The sequence below is a fragment of the Methyloversatilis sp. genome (genome assembly GCF_965284615.1).
GTDB lineage: Bacteria > Pseudomonadota > Gammaproteobacteria > Burkholderiales > Rhodocyclaceae > Methyloversatilis.
This window is the reverse complement of the sequence record NZ_OZ260098.1, coordinates 4,051,647-4,072,127: the sequence shown is the minus strand read 5'-3', so window position 1 is coordinate 4,072,127 and position 20,481 is coordinate 4,051,647. Positions and strand designations below refer to the sequence as shown.

Below are 20,481 nucleotides of genomic sequence, written 5' to 3'. Positions count from 1 at the left end.
GCTCATGGCGTCGAGCCCGGCGTTCCGAGCTTCAGTCCGATCCGGCTGGCGGCCAGCACCGCCTGCGTGCGGTTGCTGGCGCCAAGCGCCTTCAGGATGGCGGTGATGTGCACCTTGACCGTGCCTTCGGCCAGATTCAGCTCGCGGCAGATTTCCTTGTTCGGCTTGCCCTGCACCATCAGCGTCAGCACTTCCGCCTGACGCTCGGTCAGGCCGATGTCGGACGCGGTCTGTGGCCGTCGCGGCGTCTCTTCCTGACGCGGCGCACCGAGGCCCAGTTCGCCGACGATGGCCTGCCGCGGCACGTAGACGCCGCCGGACAGCACCAGACGCAGCGCGCCGAGCAGCACTTCGTTGGTGCTCGATTTCGGAATGAAGCCCATCGCGCCCTCGTCGAGCGCCGCCAGAACCGTGTCCGAATCGTCGAAACCCGACAGTACGACGATGGGCAGCGCAGGGTGTGCGCCACGGAAGGTCTGCAGCGCGCTCATGCCGCGGCAGCCCGGCAGCGTCAGATCGAGCAGGGCGAGGTCGAGATCGGGGTGCTCGTCGGCCAGCCGCAGTCCGCCTTCGCAATCGGGCGCGTCGTACAGGCGGATGTCGGCCGCAAGGCCCGGGAGCACGTGGCGCAGCGCTTCGCGTATCAGTGGGTGATCGTCAACGATCAGTATCTTCATGGGAGTCCGGGGCCATCACGTCGTCAGCGCCTGAAAGTGCCTCGCGCATCGGAGACGTCAATAATGGCGGAAAGTGGCGCAACTCGGGACCTGTATTATTACTTTAGTCGTAGTCCGCTTGGATGAACTGCACCGCGAGGGTGCGCAATTACACTCAGGCGGCCCGCCTCCGGCTCACACCGTGCCGAGGCGGAGCACATCGACACGTCATCGGGAGGTTCTGTTTGGGCTGTCTGCTCATCGTCGAAGATCATGCGCTGGTGCGCGAGGGCATGGCCCAGACGCTGGCGCGGCTGGGTGCGGAGTGGTGCGTGATCGAGGCGTCCGACGCGGCGCAGGCGCTGGCCGTGATCGACGGCGGTGCCGAGGTCGATCTGGTGCTGACCGACCTGATGCTGCCCGGCATGAACGGCTTTTCGCTGCTCGCCACGCTGCGCGAACGCGATCCGTCGCTGCCGGTCGTGGTGGTGTCCGCGCTGAGTGACAAGGCGACGGTGTCGCGCGCGATGCGCCAGGGCGCCTCGGGCTTCGTGTCGAAGGGCGATTCGGGCGACCAACTGGTGCAGGCGGTCCGCCTGGTACTCGACGGCGGCCTCTATACCCCGCCCGAGCGTCGCCCGCCCAACGCACGGGCCGGACGCACTTCGGCGACGATACGCCCGAGTCCGGCCGACGACTACGGTTTGACACAGGCGCAGACGCGGGTGCTGCACCTGCTTGCCGAGGGGCGTTCCAACCGTGAGATCGCCGAGTCGCTCGGCCTCGCCGAAGGTACGGTCAAGGTGCACGTGACACGCATCTTCAAGGCGATGAAGGTGACGTCCCGTGCGCAGGTGCTGATCGCGCTGGCGCAGCGCGGTACGCGCCGCGAGGGCTGAACGCGGGTCGCACGCAAGGCGCGTCCCGCAGCGACCGGCTCAGTGCGTGGTGGTGCTGCCCATCGTCGCTTCGACGCTGCTCCGTGACTGGGCCGGCAGGGCATGCTCCATCGCATCCTCGGCGTCGATGTCCACCTCTTCGTGGTCGATTCGCAGGATGTCCAGCACCGGTGCAGCGACACGGCGACAGGCGTTGGCCAGCGGCGACGGCAGGCTGTCCGGGATGCGCTTCTGCAGCAGCTGCTTCGACGACGAGATCGCGAACACCGGTTCCAGGATGCGCGTGCGGTACTGACCGAGCTGGCTTTCGATCAGCTTGTCGGCGGCCTCGCGCGCCCACGGATTGGTCGGCCACTGGGTCGGGATGGCCAGTGCGCGCGGGAAGGTTTCCAGATCCTGCTGCACGGTGCGGATGTCCTCGTGCGAGTCGCGGAAGGGCAGCAGCACCAGGTGGGCGAGTCCGTACAGGTGGCGGTCCATTTCGCTGCGGTTGGCGCCGCCGTCGATCACGCCTATCCACTTGTTCAGGCCGCGTATCTTGTCCACCACCTTGGCCAGCGCATCGCGCGAACGCGCGTCGGCGGTGAGATAGCGGCGGCCCTCGGGGTCAAGCGGCTCGCGACCGATGTCGGTCAGCACGCAGACCGAGCGCTGGTTCAGCAGCCCCAGACCCTGACACAGCATGTGTGAAAGCGTGGTCTTGCCGGTGCCGCCCTTATTGCCGATCACGCAGATGATTTCAGCCATTTCGTGTTCTCCACCTACCGGGGTTCGAGCAACGATTATTCCGCGATCAGGCGTGCGCCATCGGCGGGAACTGCAGCCGAAACCGGTTCCATTTCCGCGACCGGGCGGCCATTCTTGCCGCGTCGTCCGGCAAACGTGTACACATATAGCGCACGCGCGGCCGGGTCGCCGTCGATGACGCGGTCCGCCGCCATGCCGGGAATTTCGAAGCTGTTGGCGATCAGTTGCCCATCCGCCCTCATTTCCAGTGCCGCCTTGCGACCCAGCCTCGGCATCGGCACCGGCGACAGGAAGGCATAGACGATGTCGAACTGCCCGAGCGGCACCGACCACAGATCGTCGCGCCGTATCGTCACATTGGGCAGATGGCGGTTGCGCCAGCGGGCGATCAGCCAGGGCAGTGGCGCGTTCTCGACGCCGGTGAAGCGGCAGTCGGGGCGCGACATGGCGAGCCGGCGCAGCAGTTCGCCGGTACCGCAGCCGAGGTTGACCAGATGGATGGCGCGCTCCTGCGGCAGCGCCTGCAGCAGCGCACGGGCGGTCGCCTGGTTGGTCAGGAACAGCGGCACCCGGCTGCGGAAGGTGGACCAGAACACCGCCGACAGCAGCAGGAAGGCGAACAGATACCAGGCCGGTGCGATGTCCAGCATGCGGGCGCCGACCACCAGCGGCGAGAACAGCAGATGGATCACCACCCACCAGCGCGGCGCCTTGAGAGTCAGCGCGAAGGCGGCGGCGATGCCCGCCTGCATGACGACGATGGCGCCGATACCGGCTGGTGGCGTCACCGTGTAGCGCAGCGCGAACACGGCAACGATCCAGGACACGAGCTGTATGGCGAGGGCGCGGAACAGGTGCATAGCGAGGCCGCCGTGCGGGAAGTCGATGCCCTTACAGTAGCCCAGACGCCGCGCCCGCAGCCATCGATTAGCGCGCGCAATGACCCGCATTCCCGCGATTTGACGTCAGCTGCGGGTGGCTTCTTCCAGCTTTTGCAGCCAATGCAGCGCGTGGATGCGGTCCTCTCCGCACATTTCGGCCGACGCCTGCAGCCCGCTGCAGCAGGCCGGGCGCTCGGGCGAACCGAAGATGGCGCAGCGCAGGTCTTCGGTCAGCTGCACGCAACGCACGCCTGCCGGCTTGCCGTCGGGCATGCCCGGGATCGGGCTGGAAATCGACGGCGCGATGCAGCAGGCGCCGCAGCCGTCCCGGCACCGCAGCGCCTCAGTCATCGAGCGTTTCCAGCAGGCGGCGCACCGGTGCCGGCAAGGCTGCGGAGGTGGCGTCGGCGAGCGGCTGCCAGAGCAGCGACGCCTCGGCCGCGAAGGCGCTGTGCGTGTCACCGCGACGCGCAGCGGCACCAGATGCAGTTCGAAGTGGGTGAAGCCGTGGATCACCGGCGCCATCGCCTGCACCGCGCCGCCGGAGATGCCGTGCGCCGCCAGCCAGTGCGCCGCTTCGTTCAGCGCTTCGGGCAAGGTCTGCGCCGCCAGTTCGGGCAGGCTGAGCAGGCCGCCCCAGATGCCGTGGCCAGGGCGACGTTCGAGCAGCACCGCCTCGGCTGTCGTCACCAGCAGCGCGTGGCGCAGGCGCTGCGGGCGCAGCTTCGCAGGGCGCGGCGCCGGCAGTTCGCGCTGCCGGCCCTGCTGGCGCGCTTTGCAGCGGGCCTCGACCGGACAGGCGTCGCAGCGCGGCCGGTTGCGCGTGCACACGGTGGCGCCCAGATCCATCAGCGCCTGCGTATAGACCCCGCCGTCGCGCGTCGGCATCAGCGCGTGCGCCAGTGCCCACATGCGCTGCTCGACTGCACGCGTGCCGGGGAAGCCGTCGATGGCGAAGACGCGGGCGAATACCCGCTTCACGTTGCCGTCGAGTATCGGTGCGTGCGCGCCGAAGCAGAAGGTGGCGATGGCCGATGCGGTCGAGCGGCCGATGCCGGGCAGGCTTTCGATGTCCTCGACCGTGGTGGGAAAGCGGCCGCCGAAGCGCGTCATCACTTCGCGCGCGGCGCGGTGCAGGTTGCGCGCGCGGGCGTAGTAGCCAAGGCCGCTCCAGTGCTCCATCACCGTCGCTTCCTCGGCGGCCGCCAGTGCGGCCAGCGTCGGAAAGCGCTCGATGAAGCGGCCGTAATAGCCGATCACCGTCTGCACCTGTGTCTGCTGCAGCATGATTTCCGACACCCAGACGCCGTAGGCGTCACCGGTCTGCCAGGGCAGGTCGTGCCGGCCGTGCAGGCGCTGCCAGCGCACCAGCGTGGCGGCGAAATCGTCGCCGACGGCTACCTCTGAGGGAGTATTCATGGGCGCGGATTGTAGGCCGTGATGCAAAAGCGGCGATAATCCGTGCTCACTTGCATGCAGCCCGCCCGATGAAGCTTCCCGCCGTCCACGTCCCGCGCCGTCCGGTGCCCGTCTCCGTTCGTCCGCATGGAGCGGGGCGATGAGCAATCCCGCGCACGACAGCCGCAGCTTCCGCGACGCACTGGGCCTGTTCGCGACAGGGATCACCGTGGTCACGACCCGCGCGCCGAATGGCGAGGCGGTCGGGCTGACCGTCAATTCCTTCAATTCCGTGTCGCTGGAGCCGCCGCTGGTGCTGTGGAGCCTGTCTCTTGGCTCGCCCAGCGAGGCGGCTTTCCGCGCCTGCTCGCATTACGCGGTGCACGTGCTGGGCGAAAGCCAGCAGGCGTTGTCGCGTCAGTTCGCCAGCAGTCGCGAGCAGCGCTTCGCCGGCGTGCAGACGACGGATGGCTTGGGTGGCGCGCCGCTGATCGAAGGCTGCCTGGCACGCTTCGAGTGTCGCAACGACATCCAGTACGCCGGCGGCGATCACCTCATCTTCGTCGGCCGTGTGGAGCGCTTCGAGCGCAGTGCAGGCGATCCGCTGCTGTATTTCGGCGGCGGCTACCGCGGCATCCGCCAGCCCTGATCACCAGACGTAGCCCAGGCCCAGCAGCAGCGTCGAGTCGGTCGCCTTGCGGCCGGGAGCGGGCGTGCGCTCCCAGTCGGCGTTCAGCTGCGCCGAGGCGGTGATGCCGCCGGCGATCGGCAGGCGCACGCCGGTCTTGGTCCGGATGGTCAGGAAGTCGTCGTCCGACAGGCTCCAGAAGCCGTCCTGGTCGTGGAACAGTTCGGCCCGGCGGTCAAAAACCCAGTGCGAGGCGCGCACGCCCCAGCCGGCGGCCGGATAGTCCTCGTCCATGCCGGCGACGCGGTCGAGATTTACGTGGTCGAGACCGGCACGCAGCGACAGCCGCGTATTGTCGTCGTTGTACAGCTGCCAGCCGTAACCGGCACCGGTCGTGGTCCGCAGCTGGATGTCCTTGAACTTGTCCTGTTCCAGCGACAGCCGCGCGTAGATGAAGTTGTCGTCATCTACGAAGTGGTCGTAGTTGCCGTCGAAAAGCCACTGCTGCGCGGTTCGCACGCCGCGGTCCTTGCGCCGGTCCACCTTCATGCCCAGCCCCCAGGCGTAGCCCTTGGCGCGCGCATTGAGGCCGGCATCGCCGTATACCCGGTCGTTCTCCGAGTTGCCGCGAACGAAGGCAGCCGACAGGTTCACCCGGCCGCTGTAGCTCACGCCGTTGCCCGACTGTTCCGGCGTCGGATTGATGTAGGCGATGTCGTCGCGTGCCACCGGCGCGCTGCCGGTCGTACTCGACACCTCGACCTTGTCCGGCGCACTTGGCGACAGCTGTGCCTTGTTGAGCAGGTCGCCGTCGCGGGTCATGACGGTGAGCGCCTCGTCGGTGCGCACGCTGGTGACCTGGTCCCAGCGCAGCTTCACCTCTCCGGCATAGTCGGTGGCGATGATCAGGTCGTTGTCCGCCTTGCTGACGATGCGTCCGCTCAGGCGGTCACCGTTGGCGAGCAGCACCTCGTCGGCGCTGGCGGAGGTGGCGCCGAGCAGCGCCGGAATCAGGATGGAAAGGCAGTGCGGCAGGCGTCGCAATCGCATGGCGGGTTCTCCCGGATTGTGTGGCGTGCGTGCCGGCGAACAGCGTCGGCCGGCGGCGATGGATGGATCTGGCGATCCGGATGAAGCAGGGGTGAAACGGCGGTGCGGAGATTCTGCGGAAGCGCCAGTCTAGCGACGGCTATGCAGCGAGGCTGTAGGAAAAGACGAACACCTGGAGGAGGGCCAGGCTGGAGCGGGTGATGGGAATCGAACCCACGTATGCAGCTTGGGAAGCTGCCGTTCTACCATTGAACTACACCCGCGCAGCGCTCCGCGCTTTCGGGAGCGCTGCGGATTGTACGCCGGATGAGCGTCTACTTCACCTCGATGGTCGCTCGCATGCCGGCGTCGGCCTGCGAGCGCTTCGACATCACGTCGTCGAACTTGCCGGTGCGTATCGGCAGGAACCACCACTCGACGCTGTGGCCGGGCGCCACCTCGATGCGCCGGATCGGGCCGTAGATTTCGGCGACCACCTTGCCGGCGGCGTCCTTGGCGACGACCTTGCGCGTGTAGACGGCATCGGCCAGGCCATTCGAGCCGAAGTAATAGGGTTCGCTGCCGGTGTTGTCGATGCGCAGGGCGTACAGCCTGCCGGTTTCGAACGTCAGCGCATCCGGCGTGAAGCGGTGCTGGCCCTTGTCGGCGCCCATCTGGATGGTGACGGTCGTCGGTTCCTGCTTGCTCAGATCACCGGCGGCAAAGACGCCGGGCGACAGCAGGAAAAGTGCGGTGGCGATGCAATAACGGTTCATCGGGCACTCCGTTGCGGGGCTGTCGGAAAGAGTCAGGCCGGCGCCGTCGGTTCCCGTCCGCTCGCGCGGACGGGAACCGTGGGCAGATGCCGGACGTGGATCAGAAGTCCCAGCGCACGCCGGCGATCACCTGCCGCGGCCGGTTCACGTGGATGCCATTCACGCGGCTCACGATGTAGGTGCGGTCGGTCAGGTTGGCGGCACTGAGGAACAGTGTCATGCCCTGCGGCTTCAGGCGGTAGTTGGCCGATGCGTTGAAGATGGTCTGCGCATCGATCTCGCCCGACTGGCCGTCCGGCAGCGGCGTCTTCGAGTTCAGACCGTCGGTGTACTGCTCGCTGATGTGCTCGACGCCCAGGCGCATGTCGAAGCCGGACGCGTGCTCGTAGCCGATCGCCGCTGCCAGCAGATGGCGCGGCGCGTACGGCGTGCGGTTGCCATTGACGTTGACCTCGCCGATCTCGTTGCGCGCGGCGTCATAAACGGTGTTCAGCACGTCGTTCTCGAAGCGCGCCGTCCACAGATGCGTGTACGAGCCCTTCAGGTAGACGTTGTGCGCACTGCCGTTCATGCGACCGAAGTCGATGCGGCCGCCCAGCTCCAGGCCTTCCTTGCGGGTTTCGCCGCCGTTGGCGAAGGTCTGGCCGAGGCCGAGCGACTGGCCGGGCACGATCTGGTTCTTGAAGTCGATGCGGAACAGCGTCGCTTCGAGCTGCACACCCTTGAGCGGCGCCGAACGCATGCCGAGCTCGTAGTTGGTGCTCAGTTCCGGGCTCACCGCCACGTAGTCGGCGTCGAACGGCGACAGCGTGGCGTCCGGGCGCGGCGGCGCGAAGCCGCGATGCACACCGGCGAACACCGTGGTGTCGGGCAGGCCGAACCAGGTCACGCCGAAACCGGGCAGTACCTTGTCGTTCTTGTCGGACAGTCGGGCATTGACCGGGTTGAAGTCCTCGGTCGAGGCGCTGAAGGTCTGCCGGTACTGTTCGTAGCGCACGCCCGGCGTCAGCGACCAGTTGCCGATGTAGAAGGTGTTCTGCACGTAGCCGGAGAGCGCGTCGGTCTTGATGCGGAAGTCGTCGCGCAGCAGCGTGCCGATCGAATTCTCGCGTGCGGTCGAGAAGGCGCCGTTGTAGCGCTTGCGGCTGACGTCCTCCCAGTGCAGGCGCACGCCCATCACCAGTTCGTTCTGGATGCCGAAGGTGTTGTGCTTCAGGTCCAGCCGCGGCTCGATGCCGAAGGTTTCATAGGTGCGCGGACGCATGTTGTTGCCGCAAAGACGGGCGAAATCCTCGAAGCCGTTCGGCACCGTGTAGTCGATGTTCGCCGGGCAGGCGCCGGACAGCGGCACCGGATCGCCGTCGCGCAGCGTTTCCAGTTCGTCCTCTTCGGCGATGGCGTCGAGCTGGCGGTAGGAGGCGCGATCCACCTTGCTGTAATACATATTGGTGGTCAGCTTCGCCTCTTCGTTGATCTGGAAGGTGTGCACCGCCTGTGCGGCGTTGCGCTCCAGCTCGAAGCGGTCGTCGCGGAAGGGGTTGGCGTACGGGTCGCGCTCGTAGCGGGCCTGGTCGAGGCCGGCCTCGCCGAACTTCGAGTCTTCCTCGAAGTAGCCGTACTTCAGCATCAGCGTGTTGCGCGCATTCAGGTTCAGCAGCGCCTTGATCGACACGTCCGTCATCTTGTGTTCGTTGCCGCGGCGGGTGCCGTCGCCTTCCTTCTGGCTGGCGCTGAGCAGCACGCCGCCCCAGTCACCGCCGGTGCCGACGCTGGCCGACAGGCCGTAGAAGTCGCGGCTGCCGGCCGAGGCCTGCACCGAACCCTGGAAGGTGCGCGGCACGTCCTGCGTGACGAAGTTGATCACGCCGCCCACCGTCTGCGGGCCGTGCACGATCTGGCCCGAACCCTTGATCACCTCGATTCGGCGGATGCGCTCCTGCGGCGTGTGATAGTGGGTGGTCGGGTCGGCGTAGGGAGCGAGCTGTATCGGGGCGCCGTCCTCCAGCAGCAGCGTGCGGCTGCTGCGGCGGGGGTCGAGGCCGCGCACGCCGATGTTCAGGTTCAGTCCGAAGGCGTCCTCGCCGACGACATGTACGCCCGGCGCTTCGCGCACCGCTTCCATGATCGAAAGCGGGCGCTGCGCTTCAAGCTGTTCGGGACCGATCGCATGGACCGAGCCGGGAATGGCTTCGAGCCGGTCGGGCAGGGCTTCGATCACGGTGATCGCGGGCAGCGCGGTCGGGCTGCTCTGGGCGTGGGCTACGCCACCGATGCAGCCGATCGCCAGCGCGATCAGGGTGGGGGCGGGGCTCCTCGCGATTTTTCTGGTTCTCACGTCTCTGATTCTCCGTTGTCGCGCGCGCACGCCTGCGCATGCGAGTGCGCAGCCGACGGCACGGGGTGGCTTGTTGCGCGCCCGGACGCACCTTCTTGCGGGTGCATGGACAGACATCGAGCGCGTGGCGACTATGATCAGTAGTGTGCTAATTGTTAAGGGACAAACTCCCGACCTGATCCGGCGCATCCGCCCGGCCCGGCGTGCGTTGCGCTGCAATACCGGTACACTTGTGCGGTGAGCGCACCCACCGTATCCATCCACCTTAACGGCCAGCCGCACCCGATCACGCTCGGGCAGACCGTGGCCGACCTGGTCGCCGCACTCGCGCTGACCGGCAAGCGCATCGCCGTCGAGCGCAACGGTGAAATCGTGCCGCGCGCGTCGCACGTGCAGACCGTGCTGAGCGCAGGCGACCGCCTCGAAATCGTCGTTGCCGTAGGCGGCGGCTGAACCCGGAACATTCGCATGAGCAAGGACATCCTGAAGATCGGCACGCGCGAGTTCTCGTCGCGCCTGCTGGTCGGTACCGGCAAGTACCGCGACTTCGACGAAACCCGCGAGGCGGTCGAGGCCTCCGGCGCCGAAATCATCACCGTCGCCATCCGCCGCACCAATATTGGCCAGGAGCCGGGTCAGCCCAGCCTGCTGGAGGTGCTGCCGCCCGATCGCTACACGCTGCTGCCCAACACGGCCGGCTGCTACACCGCCGACGACGCAGTGCGCACGCTGCGATTGGCGCGCGAACTGCTCGACGGCCACAACCTGGTCAAGCTGGAAGTGCTGGGCGACGCCGACACGCTGTTCCCGGACATGACGCAGACGCTGGCCGCGGCCGAAACACTGGTCAAGGACGGCTTCGACGTGATGGTCTACTGCTCGGACGACCCCATCATGGCCAAGCGGCTGGAAGAGGTTGGCTGCGTCGCGGTGATGCCGCTGGCCAGCCTGATCGGCTCTGGCATGGGCATCCTGAATCCGTGGAATCTGCGCCTCATCATCGACAACGCGCGGGTGCCGGTCATCGTCGATGCCGGCGTCGGCACCGCGTCGGACGCCGCCATCGCGATGGAACTGGGCTGCGACGGCGTGCTGATGAACACCGCCATCGCCAAGGCGCAGAACCCGGTGCTGATGGCCAGCGCGATGAAGAAGGGCGTCGAGGCCGGCCGCGAAGCTTTCCTCGCCGGTCGCATGCCGCGCAAGCTTTACAGCGGCGCGCCCAGCTCGCCGACCAGCGGCCTGATCACCGGCTGAACCCACTTCGCGCGGCGCGCCCTGCGTCGCGCAGCAGGACTTCTCGCATGAATGACGACAACACGCCGGACACCTCGGAGGGCGCTGACGGCATGCGCCCGCAACGCCACATCCGCAGCTACGTGCTGCGCCAGGGCCGCATGTCGCCCGCCCAGGTGCGCAATATCGAAGAGGGCATGCCGCGCTGGGGCATTCCGTACGCACCGCAGGCCATCGACTACGCAGCCGTATTTGGTCGCACCGCGCCGGTGGTGCTGGAGATCGGCTTTGGCATGGGCTTCACCACGGCCGAGATTGCGGCCGCACGGCCGGACACCGACTTCATCGGTATCGAAGTGCATGGGCCGGGCGTTGGCAACATGTTCAAGCTGATCGCCGAACAGCAGCTTGCCAACGTCCGCGTCGTCCAGCACGACGCGGTCGAGGTGCTGCGCGACATGATTCCCGATGGCTCGCTGGCCGGCGTGCATGTGTACTTCCCCGACCCGTGGCCGAAGAAGCGTCATCTGAAGCGCCGGCTCATCCAGTCGCCGCTGGTCGCCCAGCTCGCCGCCAAGCTCGCACCCGGCGGCTATCTGCACTGCGCCACCGACATTGAGGACTACGGCCAGCAGATGCTGGACGTGCTGTCCGCCGAACCCATGCTCGAAAACACCGCCGACGGCTTCGCGCCGCGCCCGGACTACCGCCCGCTGACCAAGTTCGAAGCGCGTGGCCTGCGGCTGGGTCACGGCGTGTGGGATGTGATCTTCCGGCGCAGGGGCTGAGCGCGCTTCACCGATTGTCGGCCCGCGGTCTTCTGTCCGCGACAGGGCCTTCAACGAGCACCCGTGCGCGCCCTGGCTGAAAGCGCATTGCCAGCAGAGCGCGCTGCCAAAGGATCGGCGCGACCTCAGTCGAGAAAACGCTGCAGCAGCTCGTTCAGGAAGCGCCGCCCGCGCAGCGTCGGTTTGACCCGACCGCTGTCCAGGTCGAGCAGGCCGGCTTCGCGCGCTTCGAGCAGGCGTGGCATCAGCTGTTCCAGCGCAAGGCCGGTGTGACGCGCGAACAGGTTGACGTGGAATCCGTTGTTCAGCCGCGCCGCATTCATCATGAATTCGAACGGCAGTTCATCGGTGCCGACCATGCGCGACTCCTGCACGAAATCGCCGCGCGCGGCGCCTTCCAGATAGGCGTTCGGATGCTTGTGTCGCATGTCGCGGCGGACGCGGTCGTGGAAGCTCAGCTTGCCGTGGGCGCCGGCGCCGATGCCGAGGTAGTCCCCGAACTGCCAGTAATTCAGGTTGTGCAGGCACAGTTGCCCCGGCTTGGCGAAGGCCGAGGTTTCGTAGTGCATGAAGCCGGCGTCGGCCAGACGCGCTTCGATCGCCTCCTGCATGTCGGCGGATACGTCGTCGTCCGGCAGGTCCGGCGGTTGCGCGGCGAAGGGCGTGTTCGGTTCCAGCGTCAGGTGGTAACAGGACAGATGGCTCACGCCGGTGGCGATCGCGGTGTCGAGATCAGTCAGCGCCTCGGCCAGCGTCTGCTGCGGCAGCGCGTACATCAGGTCGATGTTCACCCGTTCGAAGGTGCGCAGCGCGAGCTCGATGGCGCGCCGCGCTTCACGCGTGTCGTGGATGCGGCCGAGTGCGGCGAGCTGGCGGTCGTCGAAGCTCTGCACGCCGATCGACAGACGGTTCACGCCAGCGTCGCGGAAACCCTTGAAGCGGTCGGCTTCCACCGTGCCCGGATTCGCCTCGAGCGTGATTTCCGCTTCCGGCGACAGATTCACCCGTGCGCGCACCGCGGTGAGCAGGCGGTCGAGCGCCTCAGGTGTCATCAGGCTGGGCGTGCCGCCGCCGAAGAAAATGGTCTGCACCCTGCGCCCCCAGATGTCGGGCAGCGACGATTCCAGGTCGGCGATCAGCGCATCGATATAGGCCGCTTCCGGAATGCCGTCCCGCACCGTGTGCGAGTTGAAGTCGCAGTACGGGCACTTGCGTACGCACCAAGGGAAATGGATGTACAGCGACAGCGGCGGTGAAACGGTGAAGGCCGGTGCAGATGTTACTGCGCCCGCCGTAACCGGCTGCGCGGCGCGCGCCGGCTTCAGCGGGATGACGCGGGTCATGCGGCGCTCTTCAGCCGGTCGAGCAGGTGGCGCATCGCCGCTGCGCGGTGCGACAGCGTGTTTTTCAGTTCCGGCGCCAGTTCGGCCGCGGTCTGTTCGAGCGACGGCACGAAGAAGTGCGGGTCGTAGCCGAAGCCGCCGTCACCGCGTGCCTGCGCGACGATCTCTCCGTGCCACTCGCCGTCGGCGATCAGCGGCTGCGGGTCGTCGGCCGAGCGCACCAGCACGATGACCGAATAGAAATGGGCGCGGCGGTCGTCCACGCCGTGCAGATCGGCGATCAGCTTGGCATTGTTGGCGAGATCGGATTTCGGCTCGCCGGCGTAGCGCGCCGACAGAACGCCCGGCTTGCCGCCGAGTGCGCTGACGCACAGGCCGGAGTCGTCGGCCAGCGCCGGCAAACCGGTTTCGCGCGCCGCATGGCGCGCCTTGGCCAGCGCGTTCTCGACGAAAGTGGGGTGAGGCTCTTCCGCCTCGCTGACGCCGAGCGAGCCCTGAGTGACCACCTCGATGCCCAGCGGCGCCAGCATGGCCGACAGTTCGCGCAGCTTGCCGGCGTTGTTGCTTGCGAGGACCAGGCGTTCAATTTTCATCAGGGTTCAGATCTCCAGTGCGCGGCGCTGGGCCGCGATCAGGCCATTGATGCCGTTCTCGGCCAGATCCATCAGCGCGTTCAGTTCGCTGCGGGTGAAGGGCACGCCCTCGGCCGTGCCCTGCACTTCGCACAGGCCGCCCGAGGCGGTCATGACGACATTCATGTCGGTGTCGCAGTTCGAATCCTCATCGTAGTCGAGGTCAAGCACCGGCGTGCCTTCATGTATGCCGACCGACACCGCGGCGACCAGTTCGCGCAGCGGGTTGGCGGGCAGCAGCCCCTTCTTCACCAGACCGGTCAGCGCGTCGTGCAGCGCGACGCAGGCGCCGGTGATCGAGGCGCAGCGGGTGCCGCCATCGGCCTGCAGTACGTCGCAGTCCAGCGTGATCTGGCGTTCGCCGAGCGCGGCGAGGTCGGTGACCGAGCGCAGGCTGCGGCCGATCAGGCGCTGGATTTCCTGGGTACGGCCGGTCTGCTTGCCCTTGGCCGCCTCGCGCGCACTGCGTGTGTGGGTGGCGCGCGGCAGCATGCCGTATTCGGCGGTCACCCAGCCCTGGCCCTTGCCGCGCAGGAAGGGCGGCAAGCTCTCTTCGACGCTGGCGGTGCACAGCACGCGCGTGTTGCCGATCTCGATCAGCACCGACCCCTCGGCGTGGCAGGTGAAATTACGGGTGATGCGCAGGTCGCGCGCCTGGTCGGGCCGGCGGCCGCTGGGTCGTGTCACGTCATTGTCCCTTCGAGTACTTGTTGATCGCGGAGTTGATTTCCGCGATGGCGGATTCGATCGCCGATTCGTCCCACTCCTCGCGCATCGACGCGCGGTCGCCGAAACTTTCGATCACCGTGGTGTGTCGGTCGAGCGGCAGCGTGCGGGTGGTGACCGAGCCGTGCGGCTCGTCGGCGTAGTTGTCGTGCCAGTTGATCGCCACCGTGGTCAGGTTGTCGGCAGTGTCTCCGCCCGCGGTTTCTGCCTGATCCATCAACTTCGGCACCGCGGTCATCACGTCCGGATTCTCGAAGGTCTTCAGCAGCACGTCGTTGCCCAGCGGGCCCCACACGCCGTCACTGCACAGCAGGACGGTGTCGCCGGCCAGCAGCGGCGTCTTGCGCGAATATTCGATCTGCGGTGCGATCGGGCCGCCGAGGCAGCTGTAGATGCGGTTGCGGTGCGGGTGCGTCATCGCGCCGTCCTCGTCGAGCAGGCCGCGATCGATCATGCGCTGCACGCGCGAGTGGTCGCGCGTCTGCGTCATCACATGGCCGGCGCGCAGCACATAGAGCCGAGAGTCACCGGCGTGCGCCCAGTAGGCGACCGAATCCTGGATCACGCAGGCGACACAGGTGGTGCGCGGACCGTCCTCGAGGTCGCGCTCGTCGGCGTAATCGAGGATGGCGCAATGCGCGTTGGTCAGGCCGCGCGACAGGAACAGGAAGGGGTCGTTCAGCCGCGGCTTGGCTTCGCGCTGGAAGGACTCGACCAGGTACTGCACCGCGATCTGCGCCGCTACCTCGCCCTGGAAGTGGCCACCCATGCCGTCGGCCACCACCATCAGCAGTGCGTCGCGCGAATAGGAGTAGGCCATGCGGTCCTGATTGGACTTGCGCTTGCCGACACGGCTGTCCTGAAAGATGGTGAATCTCATTTGCTCATCCAGGTACTGAAGCGGCTGAACTGTGCGCGCACGCGGTTGAGCCAGTGATCAGAAGCGCTCGTGCTGGCGGCAGCGGCCGCGGCGGCCGCCAGTTCCGCCTCTTCGTTCTCGCGATCCCAGGTGGCCAGCGACCGCTGCAGGGCGAAAACGCTCTGCGGCCGCTTCAGGTGATTGAGCTGCATGCACAGGTCTATCGTTTCGAGCAGCTGCTTCGAGTACTGGCCTATCCAGCGCTCGGCGGCGAGGATGACCGTATCGTTCTCCATGCGCTGGTCGGCCGCCTGCGGCGGTCCGCCCGACAGGCAGGCGTACATGCTGGCGCCGATGCTGTAGATGTCGCTCCACGGGCCGAGCAGATCGCGGTTGCGGTAGTGCTCTGGGGCGGCAAAGCCGGGCGTGTACATCGGCTTCAGCATCGGCGTGTTGACCATCAGCGTGTTGCGTGCGGCGCCGAAGTCGATCAGCACCGGCGAACCGTTGTTGCGCAGATAGATGTTCGACGGCTTGATGTCCAGGTGCAGCAGCTTGTGCGAATGCACTTCGCGCAGGCCGTTGAGCAGGCGCGTGAACACGTAGCGGATGAAACTTTCGCGAATCTCGCCGCGGCGACGCGTGATGTAGTCCTGCAGCGTGCGGCCGCGTTCGTAGCGCATCACCATGTACACGGTGTCGTTGGCGCGGAAGAAGTTGAGCACGCGCACCACGTTCGGGTGATTCAGCCCAGCCAGCGTGCGTCCTTCCTCGAAGAAGCACTTCATGCCATAGCGGAAGGCGGGCAGGAATTCCTCGGGAATCTTCGGCTGGATATGGCCTTCCTCGCGCAGGGCCAGCGCGTTCGGCAGGTATTCCTTGATCGCGACCGGCGTGTTGTCGCGGTCGTGCGCCAGATAGACGATGGAAAACCCGCCCAGGCTCAATTGGCTGTGGATGCGGTACTGGTCCAGTTCAAAGCCCGGCGGCAGGGCGCAATTGACTTGTGGGGGCATTCTGCGGGCCGCTATGATCCTTGTTTCGGCGCGATTCTGGGCGTTTGCCCACAGGCTGTAAAGCTGCCCGACACGTGCTGTCGGCAGCGTTTGCACGCGTTGATGACCGATGGATCAACAGGGGAAGAACGCGTGGCAGGCAGCATACACAGCATGACGGGTTTCGCGACGGCTGCAGTCAGTGTCGGCGCAGCGACGCTGAACCTTGAGCTCAGAACCGTTAATTCGCGTTTCCTCGACCTGCATTTCCGGCTGCCCGACGAACTGCGCGTGATCGAGCCCTTGCTGCGCGAGCAGATCACCGGCGCATTGTCGCGTGGCAAGGTCGATTGCCGTGCCGGTCTGCAGGCGAGCGGCGAATCGGCGCGCGAACTGGCGCTGAACCCGCAGCTGCTGGCCCAACTGGTGGCACTCGAAGCCGGCGTTCGCGCGGCACTGCCGCAGGCTGCCTCGCTGTCGGTCGCCGAGGTGCTGCGCTGGCCCGGCATGCTGGGCGACGACACGATACCGGCCGAGGCGCTGACTGAAGCGGGCGCACGTGCGGTGCGGCAGGCGCTGGCCGACCTCACCGCGTCGCGCAGCCGCGAAGGCGTGCGACTGGCCGGCATGCTGATGGAGCGCGTCACCCGCATGCGCGAACTGGTCGCGCAGGTGACGCCGCGCGTGCCCGAGGTCGTGCGCGAATACCAGGCTAAGCTCGTGCAGAAACTGCAGGAAGCCATAGGCAGCGCGGACGACGAGCGCATCCGCACCGAAGTCGGCCTGTTCGCGGTGCGTATCGATGTCGCCGAGGAACTGAACCGGCTGTCGGCGCATCTCGATGAAGTGGAGCGCATCCTCGCCAAGGGCGGCAGCGCCGGCAAACGGCTCGACTTCCTGATGCAGGAACTGAACCGCGAGGCGAACACGCTGGCCTCGAAGTCGGTCGCGCAGGACGTCGGCGGCGTCGCGATGGAGCTCAAGCTGCTGATCGAACAGATGCGCGAGCAGGTGCAGAACATCGAGTGAGCCCGAGGGAGTCGCTCGGCGGCTCCAGATTCACGCTGGCCTGCCGTTGATGCGGTTCCGGCGTCTTTCGTCCTTTTCATTGCAAGACATGGCTAAACGCGGCGTACTTTTCATCGTCAGCGCACCGTCCGGTGCAGGCAAGACCACGCTGGTGCGCGGACTTCTCGAACGCGATCCACAGATCGGACTGTCGGTTTCGCACACCACGCGGGCGGCGCGTCCGGGCGAGGTGGACGGCGTTGCCTATCACTTCGTCAGCATCGACACCTTCGACGCGATGCGGGCGGCGGGCGACTTCATCGAGTCCGCGCACGTGCACGGCAACTACTATGGCACCTCGCGTCGCTGGCTCGAAGAACGGCTCGATGCGGGCCATGACGTGCTGCTGGAAATCGACTGGCAGGGCGCCCAGCAGGTGCGTGCGCTGTTTCCGGAGGCGGTGAGCATCTTCATCCTGCCGCCGTCCTTCGAGGCGCTGGCGCAGCGCCTGACCGGCCGCGGATCGGACGCGCCGGAGGTGATAGAACGCAGGCTGGCTGCGGCACGCGAAGAGATCGGTCATCTTCGCGAGTTTGATTTCGTTATAATCAATAACATACTGAGTCAGGCGCTGGACGAAATGGTCACCGTCGCACGCGCTGCGCGGCTGCTCCGATCGAGCCAGATGGCCCGGCATCCCGAGTTTTTCCATTCCCTGGGTGTGAATTGATATGGCACGCATTACCGTCGAAGATTGTCTGAAGCGTATTCCGAACCGTTTCCAGTTGACGCTGGTTGCCACCTACCGTGCCCGCCAGCTGTCCGCAGGCAGCACGCCGCAGGTCGATGGCGACAAGGACAAGCCCACCGTGGTCGCGCTGCGTGAAATCGCCGCCGGCAAGGTCGGTCTGGAAATCCTGAATCGAGGCCAGGCCTGATGAGGCCGGGCTGTCAGCGCTGACTTCATGAACCGACCGGTGGACGACCTCATCATGCCCACCCCGGTCGCCCACGTTACGTCTGCACAGCCCATCGTCAGTCTTGCCCCGGCTGACAACGATCCCGACGCCGGTACGCCGGCGCCCCCCTGTTCTACCGTCGCCGATCTCGAACGCCTGATCGCCGACATTTCCACCTATCTGCGCGAAGAAGACGTGCAGCGCGTGCGCGACGCGTACGCGCTGTCGGCCAGTGCGCACGCTGGGCAGTTCCGCATGAGCGGCGAGCCTTACGTGTCGCATCCGCTGGCGGTCGCCGAAATCCTCGCCGGCTGGCAGCTCGATTCGCAGGCGCTTTGCGCGGCGCTGCTGCACGACGTGATGGAAGACACCGCCATCACGAAGGCAGAGATTGCCGAGCGTTTCGGCAAGGTGGTGGCGGAACTGGTCGATGGCGTGTCCAAGCTCGACAAGATCGAGTTCCAGTCGAAGGAAGACGCGCAGGCCGAGAACTTCCGCAAGATGCTGATGGCGATGGCGCGCGACGTGCGCGTCATCCTGATCAAGCTTGCCGACCGCACGCACAACATGCGCACGCTGGGTTCGATGCGGCCGGACAAGCAGCGCCGCATCGCCCGCGAAACGCTGGAAATCCACGCCCCGATCGCCAACCGCCTCGGCCTGCACGCCGTATACCGCGAACTGCAGGACATGTCCTTCCACGCGATGCACCCGATGCGCTACCGCGTGCTGGAGCGCGCGATGAAGTCGGCGCGCGGCAACCGGCGCGAAGTGGTGGGCAAGATCACCGAGGCAATCCGTACCCGCCTGCCGGAGCGCGGCATCGAAGCCGACGTGTTCGGCCGCGAGAAGAGCCTGTATTCGATCTTCCGCAAGATGCGCGACAAGCACCTGACGTTCTCGCAGGTGCTCGACATCTACGGTTTCCGCGTCGTGGTGAAGGACGTGGCGGCCTGCTATCTGGCCCTCGGCGCGCTGCACGCGCTGTACAAGCCGGTGCCGGGCAAGTTCAAGGACTACATCGCGATCCCGAAGGCTAACGGCTACCAGTCGCTGCACACCACGCTGATCGGCCCCTTCGGTACGCCGGTCGAGGTGCAGATCCGCACCGCCGAAATGCACCAGATCGCGCAGAACGGCGTGGCGTCGCACTGGTTGTACAAGGACAGCGAACAGTCGCTCGACGACCTGCAGGCCAACACCCACCGCTGGCTGCAGTCACTGCTCGAACTGCAGAGCTCGGCGCCCGATTCGGCCGAGTTCCTCGAACATGTGAAGATCGATCTGTTCCCGGGCGAGGTGTACGTGTTCACGCCCAAGGGCAAGATCATGTCGCTGCCGCGCGGCGCGACCGCGGTTGACTTCGCCTACGCAGTGCACACCGACGTCGGCCACTGCTGTGTGGCCTGTCGCATCAACCAGGAACTGATGCCGCTGCGCAGCGAGCTGAGCAGCGGCGACCAGGTCGAAATCATCACCGCCTCGCATCCGAATCCCAACCCGGCCTGGCTGGGTTACGTGAAGACCGGCAAGGCGCGTGCGCAGATCCGCCACTTCCTGAAGACCATGCAGGTCGAGGAATCTGCGCAGCTGGGCGAACGGCTGCTGACACAGGCGCTGCGCCAGTTCGGCGTGACGCCGGACGAGATCGGCGACGCCTCGTGGGCGCAGTGGCTTGAGACCGCCGAAGTGAAGAGCCGCAAGGAAGCGCTGGCCGACATCGGCCAGGGCAAAAGTTCGGCCACCTTCGTCGCGCGCAGCCTGCTCAAGCTGCAGACCGCCAGCGAACAGCAGGGCACGCCTCTGCCGGCGCCGGAGAGCGCGCTGCTGATCCGCGGCTCCGAGGGCATGGCGGTGCAGATCGCACGCTGCTGCCAGCCGATACCGGGCGACCCCATCGTCGGCCAGCTGCGCGTCGGTTCCGGCCTGATGATCCACGCGCACGATTGCCCGACGCTGCGCCGCAACCGCAAGGACGGTGACCAGTGGGTCGATGTCGAGTGGGAGCGCGACAACAGCCGCGTGTTCGAGGTGGGCATCCGCGTCATCGCGGCGAACCGCCCGGGCGTGCTGGCCAAGGTTGCCTTCGAGATCGCCGAATGCGGCGCCAACATCCAGAATGTCGGCATGGAAGAGGACGGCAGCCTCTATACGCAGATCCATTTCACGCTGCAGGTCAGTGATCGCGTCCATCTGGCGCGCATCATGAAGGGCTTGCGCCGCGTGCCGGAGGTCGTGCGCATCGCCCGTGTGCGGGCCTGCGACAAGGCCGACGAATCGCGCGGCAAGACACATTGAGTCGTTTCCAACGGAGTTTCAATTGGCTGATTACGAATCCGATCACACGCGCTTCATGCGCGAATACCTCGAAAAGCACCCGGAGCAGATCGAAGAACAACGCCGCGGCCGCGCGCTGTGGTGGGACAAGCCGCAGGACTTCGAGGCGCAGCGCCGCTTCAACGAAGCACGCGTCGCGCAGAAGCCCTATCCCTACCAGACCGACCTGACGCCCACCGACGCGCACTGAAGCCGCGACGTCCTTTTTCTGGCTGCCCCGTGCGCTGCGCCGCTGAGCCGGCGCGCAGG

The 20,481-nt window shown here is 66.6% G+C and carries 22 protein-coding genes, 1 tRNA gene and 1 pseudogene; 10 read left to right on the top strand and 14 right to left on the bottom strand.

Annotation, left to right across the window (positions count from 1 at the left end; genetic code table 11):
• Positions 1–2 precede the first annotated feature (2 nt).
• A complete protein-coding gene (locus tag ACQ66H_RS19290) occupies positions 3–677 on the bottom strand; it encodes a response regulator (RefSeq protein ID WP_020166107.1) in 675 nt (224 codons plus the stop codon).
• A gap of 224 nt (positions 678–901) precedes the next feature.
• On the opposite strand from ACQ66H_RS19290, the gene ACQ66H_RS19285 reads away from it, so the two are divergent.
• Positions 902–1,555 (top strand): response regulator, encoded by a 654-nt coding sequence (locus tag ACQ66H_RS19285; protein WP_020166106.1) that lies wholly within the window; start codon positions 902–904, stop codon positions 1,553–1,555.
• Between the two features lie 39 nt (positions 1,556–1,594).
• Here ACQ66H_RS19285 and ACQ66H_RS19280 read toward each other — a convergent pair whose 3' ends face one another.
• The 4 genes and pseudogenes from ACQ66H_RS19280 to mutY all read right to left on the bottom strand — a co-directional run.
• Positions 1,595–2,302 (bottom strand): hypothetical protein, encoded by a 708-nt coding sequence (locus ACQ66H_RS19280; RefSeq protein WP_019916462.1) that lies wholly within the window; start codon positions 2,300–2,302, stop codon positions 1,595–1,597.
• Positions 2,303–2,337: 35 nt separating this feature from the next.
• Positions 2,338–3,162, bottom strand: a complete 825-nt coding sequence (locus ACQ66H_RS19275; protein WP_430435358.1) for a class I SAM-dependent methyltransferase — start codon at positions 3,160–3,162, stop codon at positions 2,338–2,340.
• Positions 3,163–3,267: 105 nt separating this feature from the next.
• Positions 3,268–3,534 (bottom strand): YkgJ family cysteine cluster protein, encoded by a 267-nt coding sequence (locus ACQ66H_RS19270; RefSeq protein ID WP_430435665.1) that lies wholly within the window; start codon positions 3,532–3,534, stop codon positions 3,268–3,270.
• Between the two features lie 165 nt (positions 3,535–3,699).
• A pseudogene (mutY, locus tag ACQ66H_RS19265) lies at positions 3,700–4,602 on the bottom strand (A/G-specific adenine glycosylase); the annotation flags it as partial.
• Between the two features lie 139 nt (positions 4,603–4,741).
• On the opposite strand from mutY, the gene ACQ66H_RS19260 reads away from it, so the two are divergent.
• Entirely contained in the window at positions 4,742–5,230 is a 489-nt protein-coding gene (locus ACQ66H_RS19260; RefSeq protein ID WP_304006531.1) for a flavin reductase family protein, read from the top strand.
• On the opposite strand, the gene ACQ66H_RS19255 is transcribed toward ACQ66H_RS19260, so the two are convergent.
• The 4 genes from ACQ66H_RS19255 to ACQ66H_RS19240 form a co-directional block, all read right to left on the bottom strand.
• Positions 5,231–6,259: a DUF481 domain-containing protein gene (locus ACQ66H_RS19255; RefSeq protein WP_430435357.1), complete on the bottom strand. Its 1,029-nt coding sequence runs from the start codon at positions 6,257–6,259 to the stop codon at positions 5,231–5,233.
• Between the two features lie 189 nt (positions 6,260–6,448).
• Positions 6,449–6,522: transfer RNA gene (locus ACQ66H_RS19250), tRNA-Gly, on the bottom strand.
• 51 nt (positions 6,523–6,573) lie between these two features.
• Positions 6,574–7,014: a hypothetical protein gene (locus ACQ66H_RS19245; protein ID WP_430435356.1), complete on the bottom strand. Its 441-nt coding sequence runs from the start codon at positions 7,012–7,014 to the stop codon at positions 6,574–6,576.
• Positions 7,015–7,114: 100 nt separating this feature from the next.
• A complete protein-coding gene (locus tag ACQ66H_RS19240) occupies positions 7,115–9,349 on the bottom strand; it encodes a TonB-dependent receptor family protein (protein ID WP_430435355.1) in 2,235 nt (744 codons plus the stop codon).
• 237 nt (positions 9,350–9,586) lie between these two features.
• Here ACQ66H_RS19240 and thiS point away from each other — a divergent pair, with 237 nt between their 5' ends.
• The 3 genes from thiS to trmB are packed head-to-tail and all read left to right on the top strand — an operon-like array spanning position 9,587 to position 11,373.
• Positions 9,587–9,802, top strand: a complete 216-nt coding sequence (gene thiS / locus ACQ66H_RS19235; protein WP_430435354.1) for a sulfur carrier protein ThiS — start codon at positions 9,587–9,589, stop codon at positions 9,800–9,802.
• Between the two features lie 15 nt (positions 9,803–9,817).
• Positions 9,818–10,606: a thiazole synthase gene (locus ACQ66H_RS19230; protein ID WP_430435353.1), complete on the top strand. Its 789-nt coding sequence runs from the start codon at positions 9,818–9,820 to the stop codon at positions 10,604–10,606.
• A gap of 47 nt (positions 10,607–10,653) precedes the next feature.
• Positions 10,654–11,373 carry a tRNA (guanosine(46)-N7)-methyltransferase TrmB gene (gene trmB, locus ACQ66H_RS19225; RefSeq protein WP_430435352.1) on the top strand — a complete coding sequence of 240 codons (720 nt, stop codon included), beginning with the start codon at positions 10,654–10,656 and terminating at the stop codon, positions 11,371–11,373.
• A gap of 125 nt (positions 11,374–11,498) precedes the next feature.
• Here trmB and hemW read toward each other — a convergent pair whose 3' ends face one another.
• From hemW to ACQ66H_RS19200, 5 genes are read right to left on the bottom strand one after another with little or no spacing between them, the layout of a single operon-like run.
• A complete protein-coding gene (gene hemW / locus ACQ66H_RS19220) occupies positions 11,499–12,716 on the bottom strand; it encodes a radical SAM family heme chaperone HemW (RefSeq protein ID WP_430435351.1) in 1,218 nt (405 codons plus the stop codon).
• Complete coding sequence (rdgB, locus tag ACQ66H_RS19215; RefSeq protein WP_430435350.1) at positions 12,713–13,309, bottom strand: RdgB/HAM1 family non-canonical purine NTP pyrophosphatase; 597 nt, start codon at positions 13,307–13,309, stop codon at positions 12,713–12,715. The genes hemW and rdgB overlap by 4 nt, the downstream gene beginning before the upstream one ends.
• A 6-nt stretch (positions 13,310–13,315) precedes the next feature.
• A complete protein-coding gene (rph, locus tag ACQ66H_RS19210; RefSeq protein WP_430435349.1) occupies positions 13,316–14,035 on the bottom strand; it encodes a ribonuclease PH in 720 nt (239 codons plus the stop codon).
• Position 14,036: 1 nt separating this feature from the next.
• Positions 14,037–14,954, bottom strand: a complete 918-nt coding sequence (locus ACQ66H_RS19205) for a PP2C family protein-serine/threonine phosphatase (RefSeq protein WP_430435348.1) — start codon at positions 14,952–14,954, stop codon at positions 14,037–14,039.
• Complete coding sequence (locus ACQ66H_RS19200; protein ID WP_430435347.1) at positions 14,951–15,949, bottom strand: serine/threonine protein kinase; 999 nt, start codon at positions 15,947–15,949, stop codon at positions 14,951–14,953. The genes ACQ66H_RS19205 and ACQ66H_RS19200 overlap by 4 nt, the downstream gene beginning before the upstream one ends.
• Positions 15,950–16,102: 153 nt before the next feature.
• Here ACQ66H_RS19200 and ACQ66H_RS19195 point away from each other — a divergent pair, with 153 nt between their 5' ends.
• The 5 genes from ACQ66H_RS19195 to ACQ66H_RS19175 all read left to right on the top strand — a co-directional run bounded on the left by ACQ66H_RS19195 (position 16,103) and on the right by ACQ66H_RS19175 (position 20,422).
• Positions 16,103–16,957: a YicC/YloC family endoribonuclease gene (locus ACQ66H_RS19195; RefSeq protein ID WP_304006565.1), complete on the top strand. Its 855-nt coding sequence runs from the start codon at positions 16,103–16,105 to the stop codon at positions 16,955–16,957.
• Between the two features lie 88 nt (positions 16,958–17,045).
• Positions 17,046–17,666, top strand: a complete 621-nt coding sequence (gmk, locus tag ACQ66H_RS19190) for a guanylate kinase (protein WP_304006567.1) — start codon at positions 17,046–17,048, stop codon at positions 17,664–17,666.
• 1 nt (position 17,667) lies between these two features.
• A complete protein-coding gene (rpoZ, locus tag ACQ66H_RS19185) occupies positions 17,668–17,874 on the top strand; it encodes a DNA-directed RNA polymerase subunit omega (RefSeq protein ID WP_019916482.1) in 207 nt (68 codons plus the stop codon).
• A 54-nt stretch (positions 17,875–17,928) separates the two neighbouring features.
• The gene (locus tag ACQ66H_RS19180) at positions 17,929–20,193 is read left to right on the top strand and encodes a RelA/SpoT family protein (RefSeq protein ID WP_430435664.1); all 2,265 of its coding nucleotides are present in this window, start codon (positions 17,929–17,931) and stop codon (positions 20,191–20,193) included.
• Positions 20,194–20,215: 22 nt separating this feature from the next.
• Positions 20,216–20,422, top strand: coding sequence for a DUF3460 family protein (locus ACQ66H_RS19175; protein ID WP_020166086.1), 207 nt, complete (start codon positions 20,216–20,218; stop codon positions 20,420–20,422).
• The last annotated feature ends 59 nt before the right edge of the window (positions 20,423–20,481 follow it).

Bases quoted from the DNA above. Each gene is read 5' to 3' on its own strand.
- ACQ66H_RS19290 (WP_020166107.1), bottom strand. From the start codon at position 677: ATGAAGATACTGATCGTTGACGATCACCCACTGATACGCGAAGCGCTG.
- ACQ66H_RS19280 (WP_019916462.1), bottom strand. From the start codon at position 2,302: ATGGCTGAAATCATCTGCGTGATCGGCAATAAGGGCGGCACCGGCAAG.
- ACQ66H_RS19275 (WP_430435358.1), bottom strand. From the start codon at position 3,162: ATGCACCTGTTCCGCGCCCTCGCCATACAGCTCGTGTCCTGGATCGTT.
- ACQ66H_RS19270 (WP_430435665.1), bottom strand. From the start codon at position 3,534: ATGACTGAGGCGCTGCGGTGCCGGGACGGCTGCGGCGCCTGCTGCATC.
- ACQ66H_RS19260 (WP_304006531.1), top strand. From the start codon at position 4,742: ATGAGCAATCCCGCGCACGACAGCCGCAGCTTCCGCGACGCACTGGGC.
- ACQ66H_RS19255 (WP_430435357.1), bottom strand. From the start codon at position 6,259: ATGCGATTGCGACGCCTGCCGCACTGCCTTTCCATCCTGATTCCGGCG.
- ACQ66H_RS19245 (WP_430435356.1), bottom strand. From the start codon at position 7,014: ATGAACCGTTATTGCATCGCCACCGCACTTTTCCTGCTGTCGCCCGGC.
- ACQ66H_RS19230 (WP_430435353.1), top strand. From the start codon at position 9,818: ATGAGCAAGGACATCCTGAAGATCGGCACGCGCGAGTTCTCGTCGCGC.
- trmB (WP_430435352.1), top strand. From the start codon at position 10,654: ATGAATGACGACAACACGCCGGACACCTCGGAGGGCGCTGACGGCATG.
- hemW (WP_430435351.1), bottom strand. From the start codon at position 12,716: ATGACCCGCGTCATCCCGCTGAAGCCGGCGCGCGCCGCGCAGCCGGTT.
- rdgB (WP_430435350.1), bottom strand. From the start codon at position 13,309: ATGAAAATTGAACGCCTGGTCCTCGCAAGCAACAACGCCGGCAAGCTG.
- ACQ66H_RS19205 (WP_430435348.1), bottom strand. From the start codon at position 14,954: ATGAGATTCACCATCTTTCAGGACAGCCGTGTCGGCAAGCGCAAGTCC.
- ACQ66H_RS19200 (WP_430435347.1), bottom strand. From the start codon at position 15,949: ATGCCCCCACAAGTCAATTGCGCCCTGCCGCCGGGCTTTGAACTGGAC.
- ACQ66H_RS19195 (WP_304006565.1), top strand. From the start codon at position 16,103: ATGACGGGTTTCGCGACGGCTGCAGTCAGTGTCGGCGCAGCGACGCTG.
- gmk (WP_304006567.1), top strand. From the start codon at position 17,046: ATGGCTAAACGCGGCGTACTTTTCATCGTCAGCGCACCGTCCGGTGCA.
- rpoZ (WP_019916482.1), top strand. From the start codon at position 17,668: ATGGCACGCATTACCGTCGAAGATTGTCTGAAGCGTATTCCGAACCGT.
- ACQ66H_RS19180 (WP_430435664.1), top strand. From the start codon at position 17,929: ATGCCCACCCCGGTCGCCCACGTTACGTCTGCACAGCCCATCGTCAGT.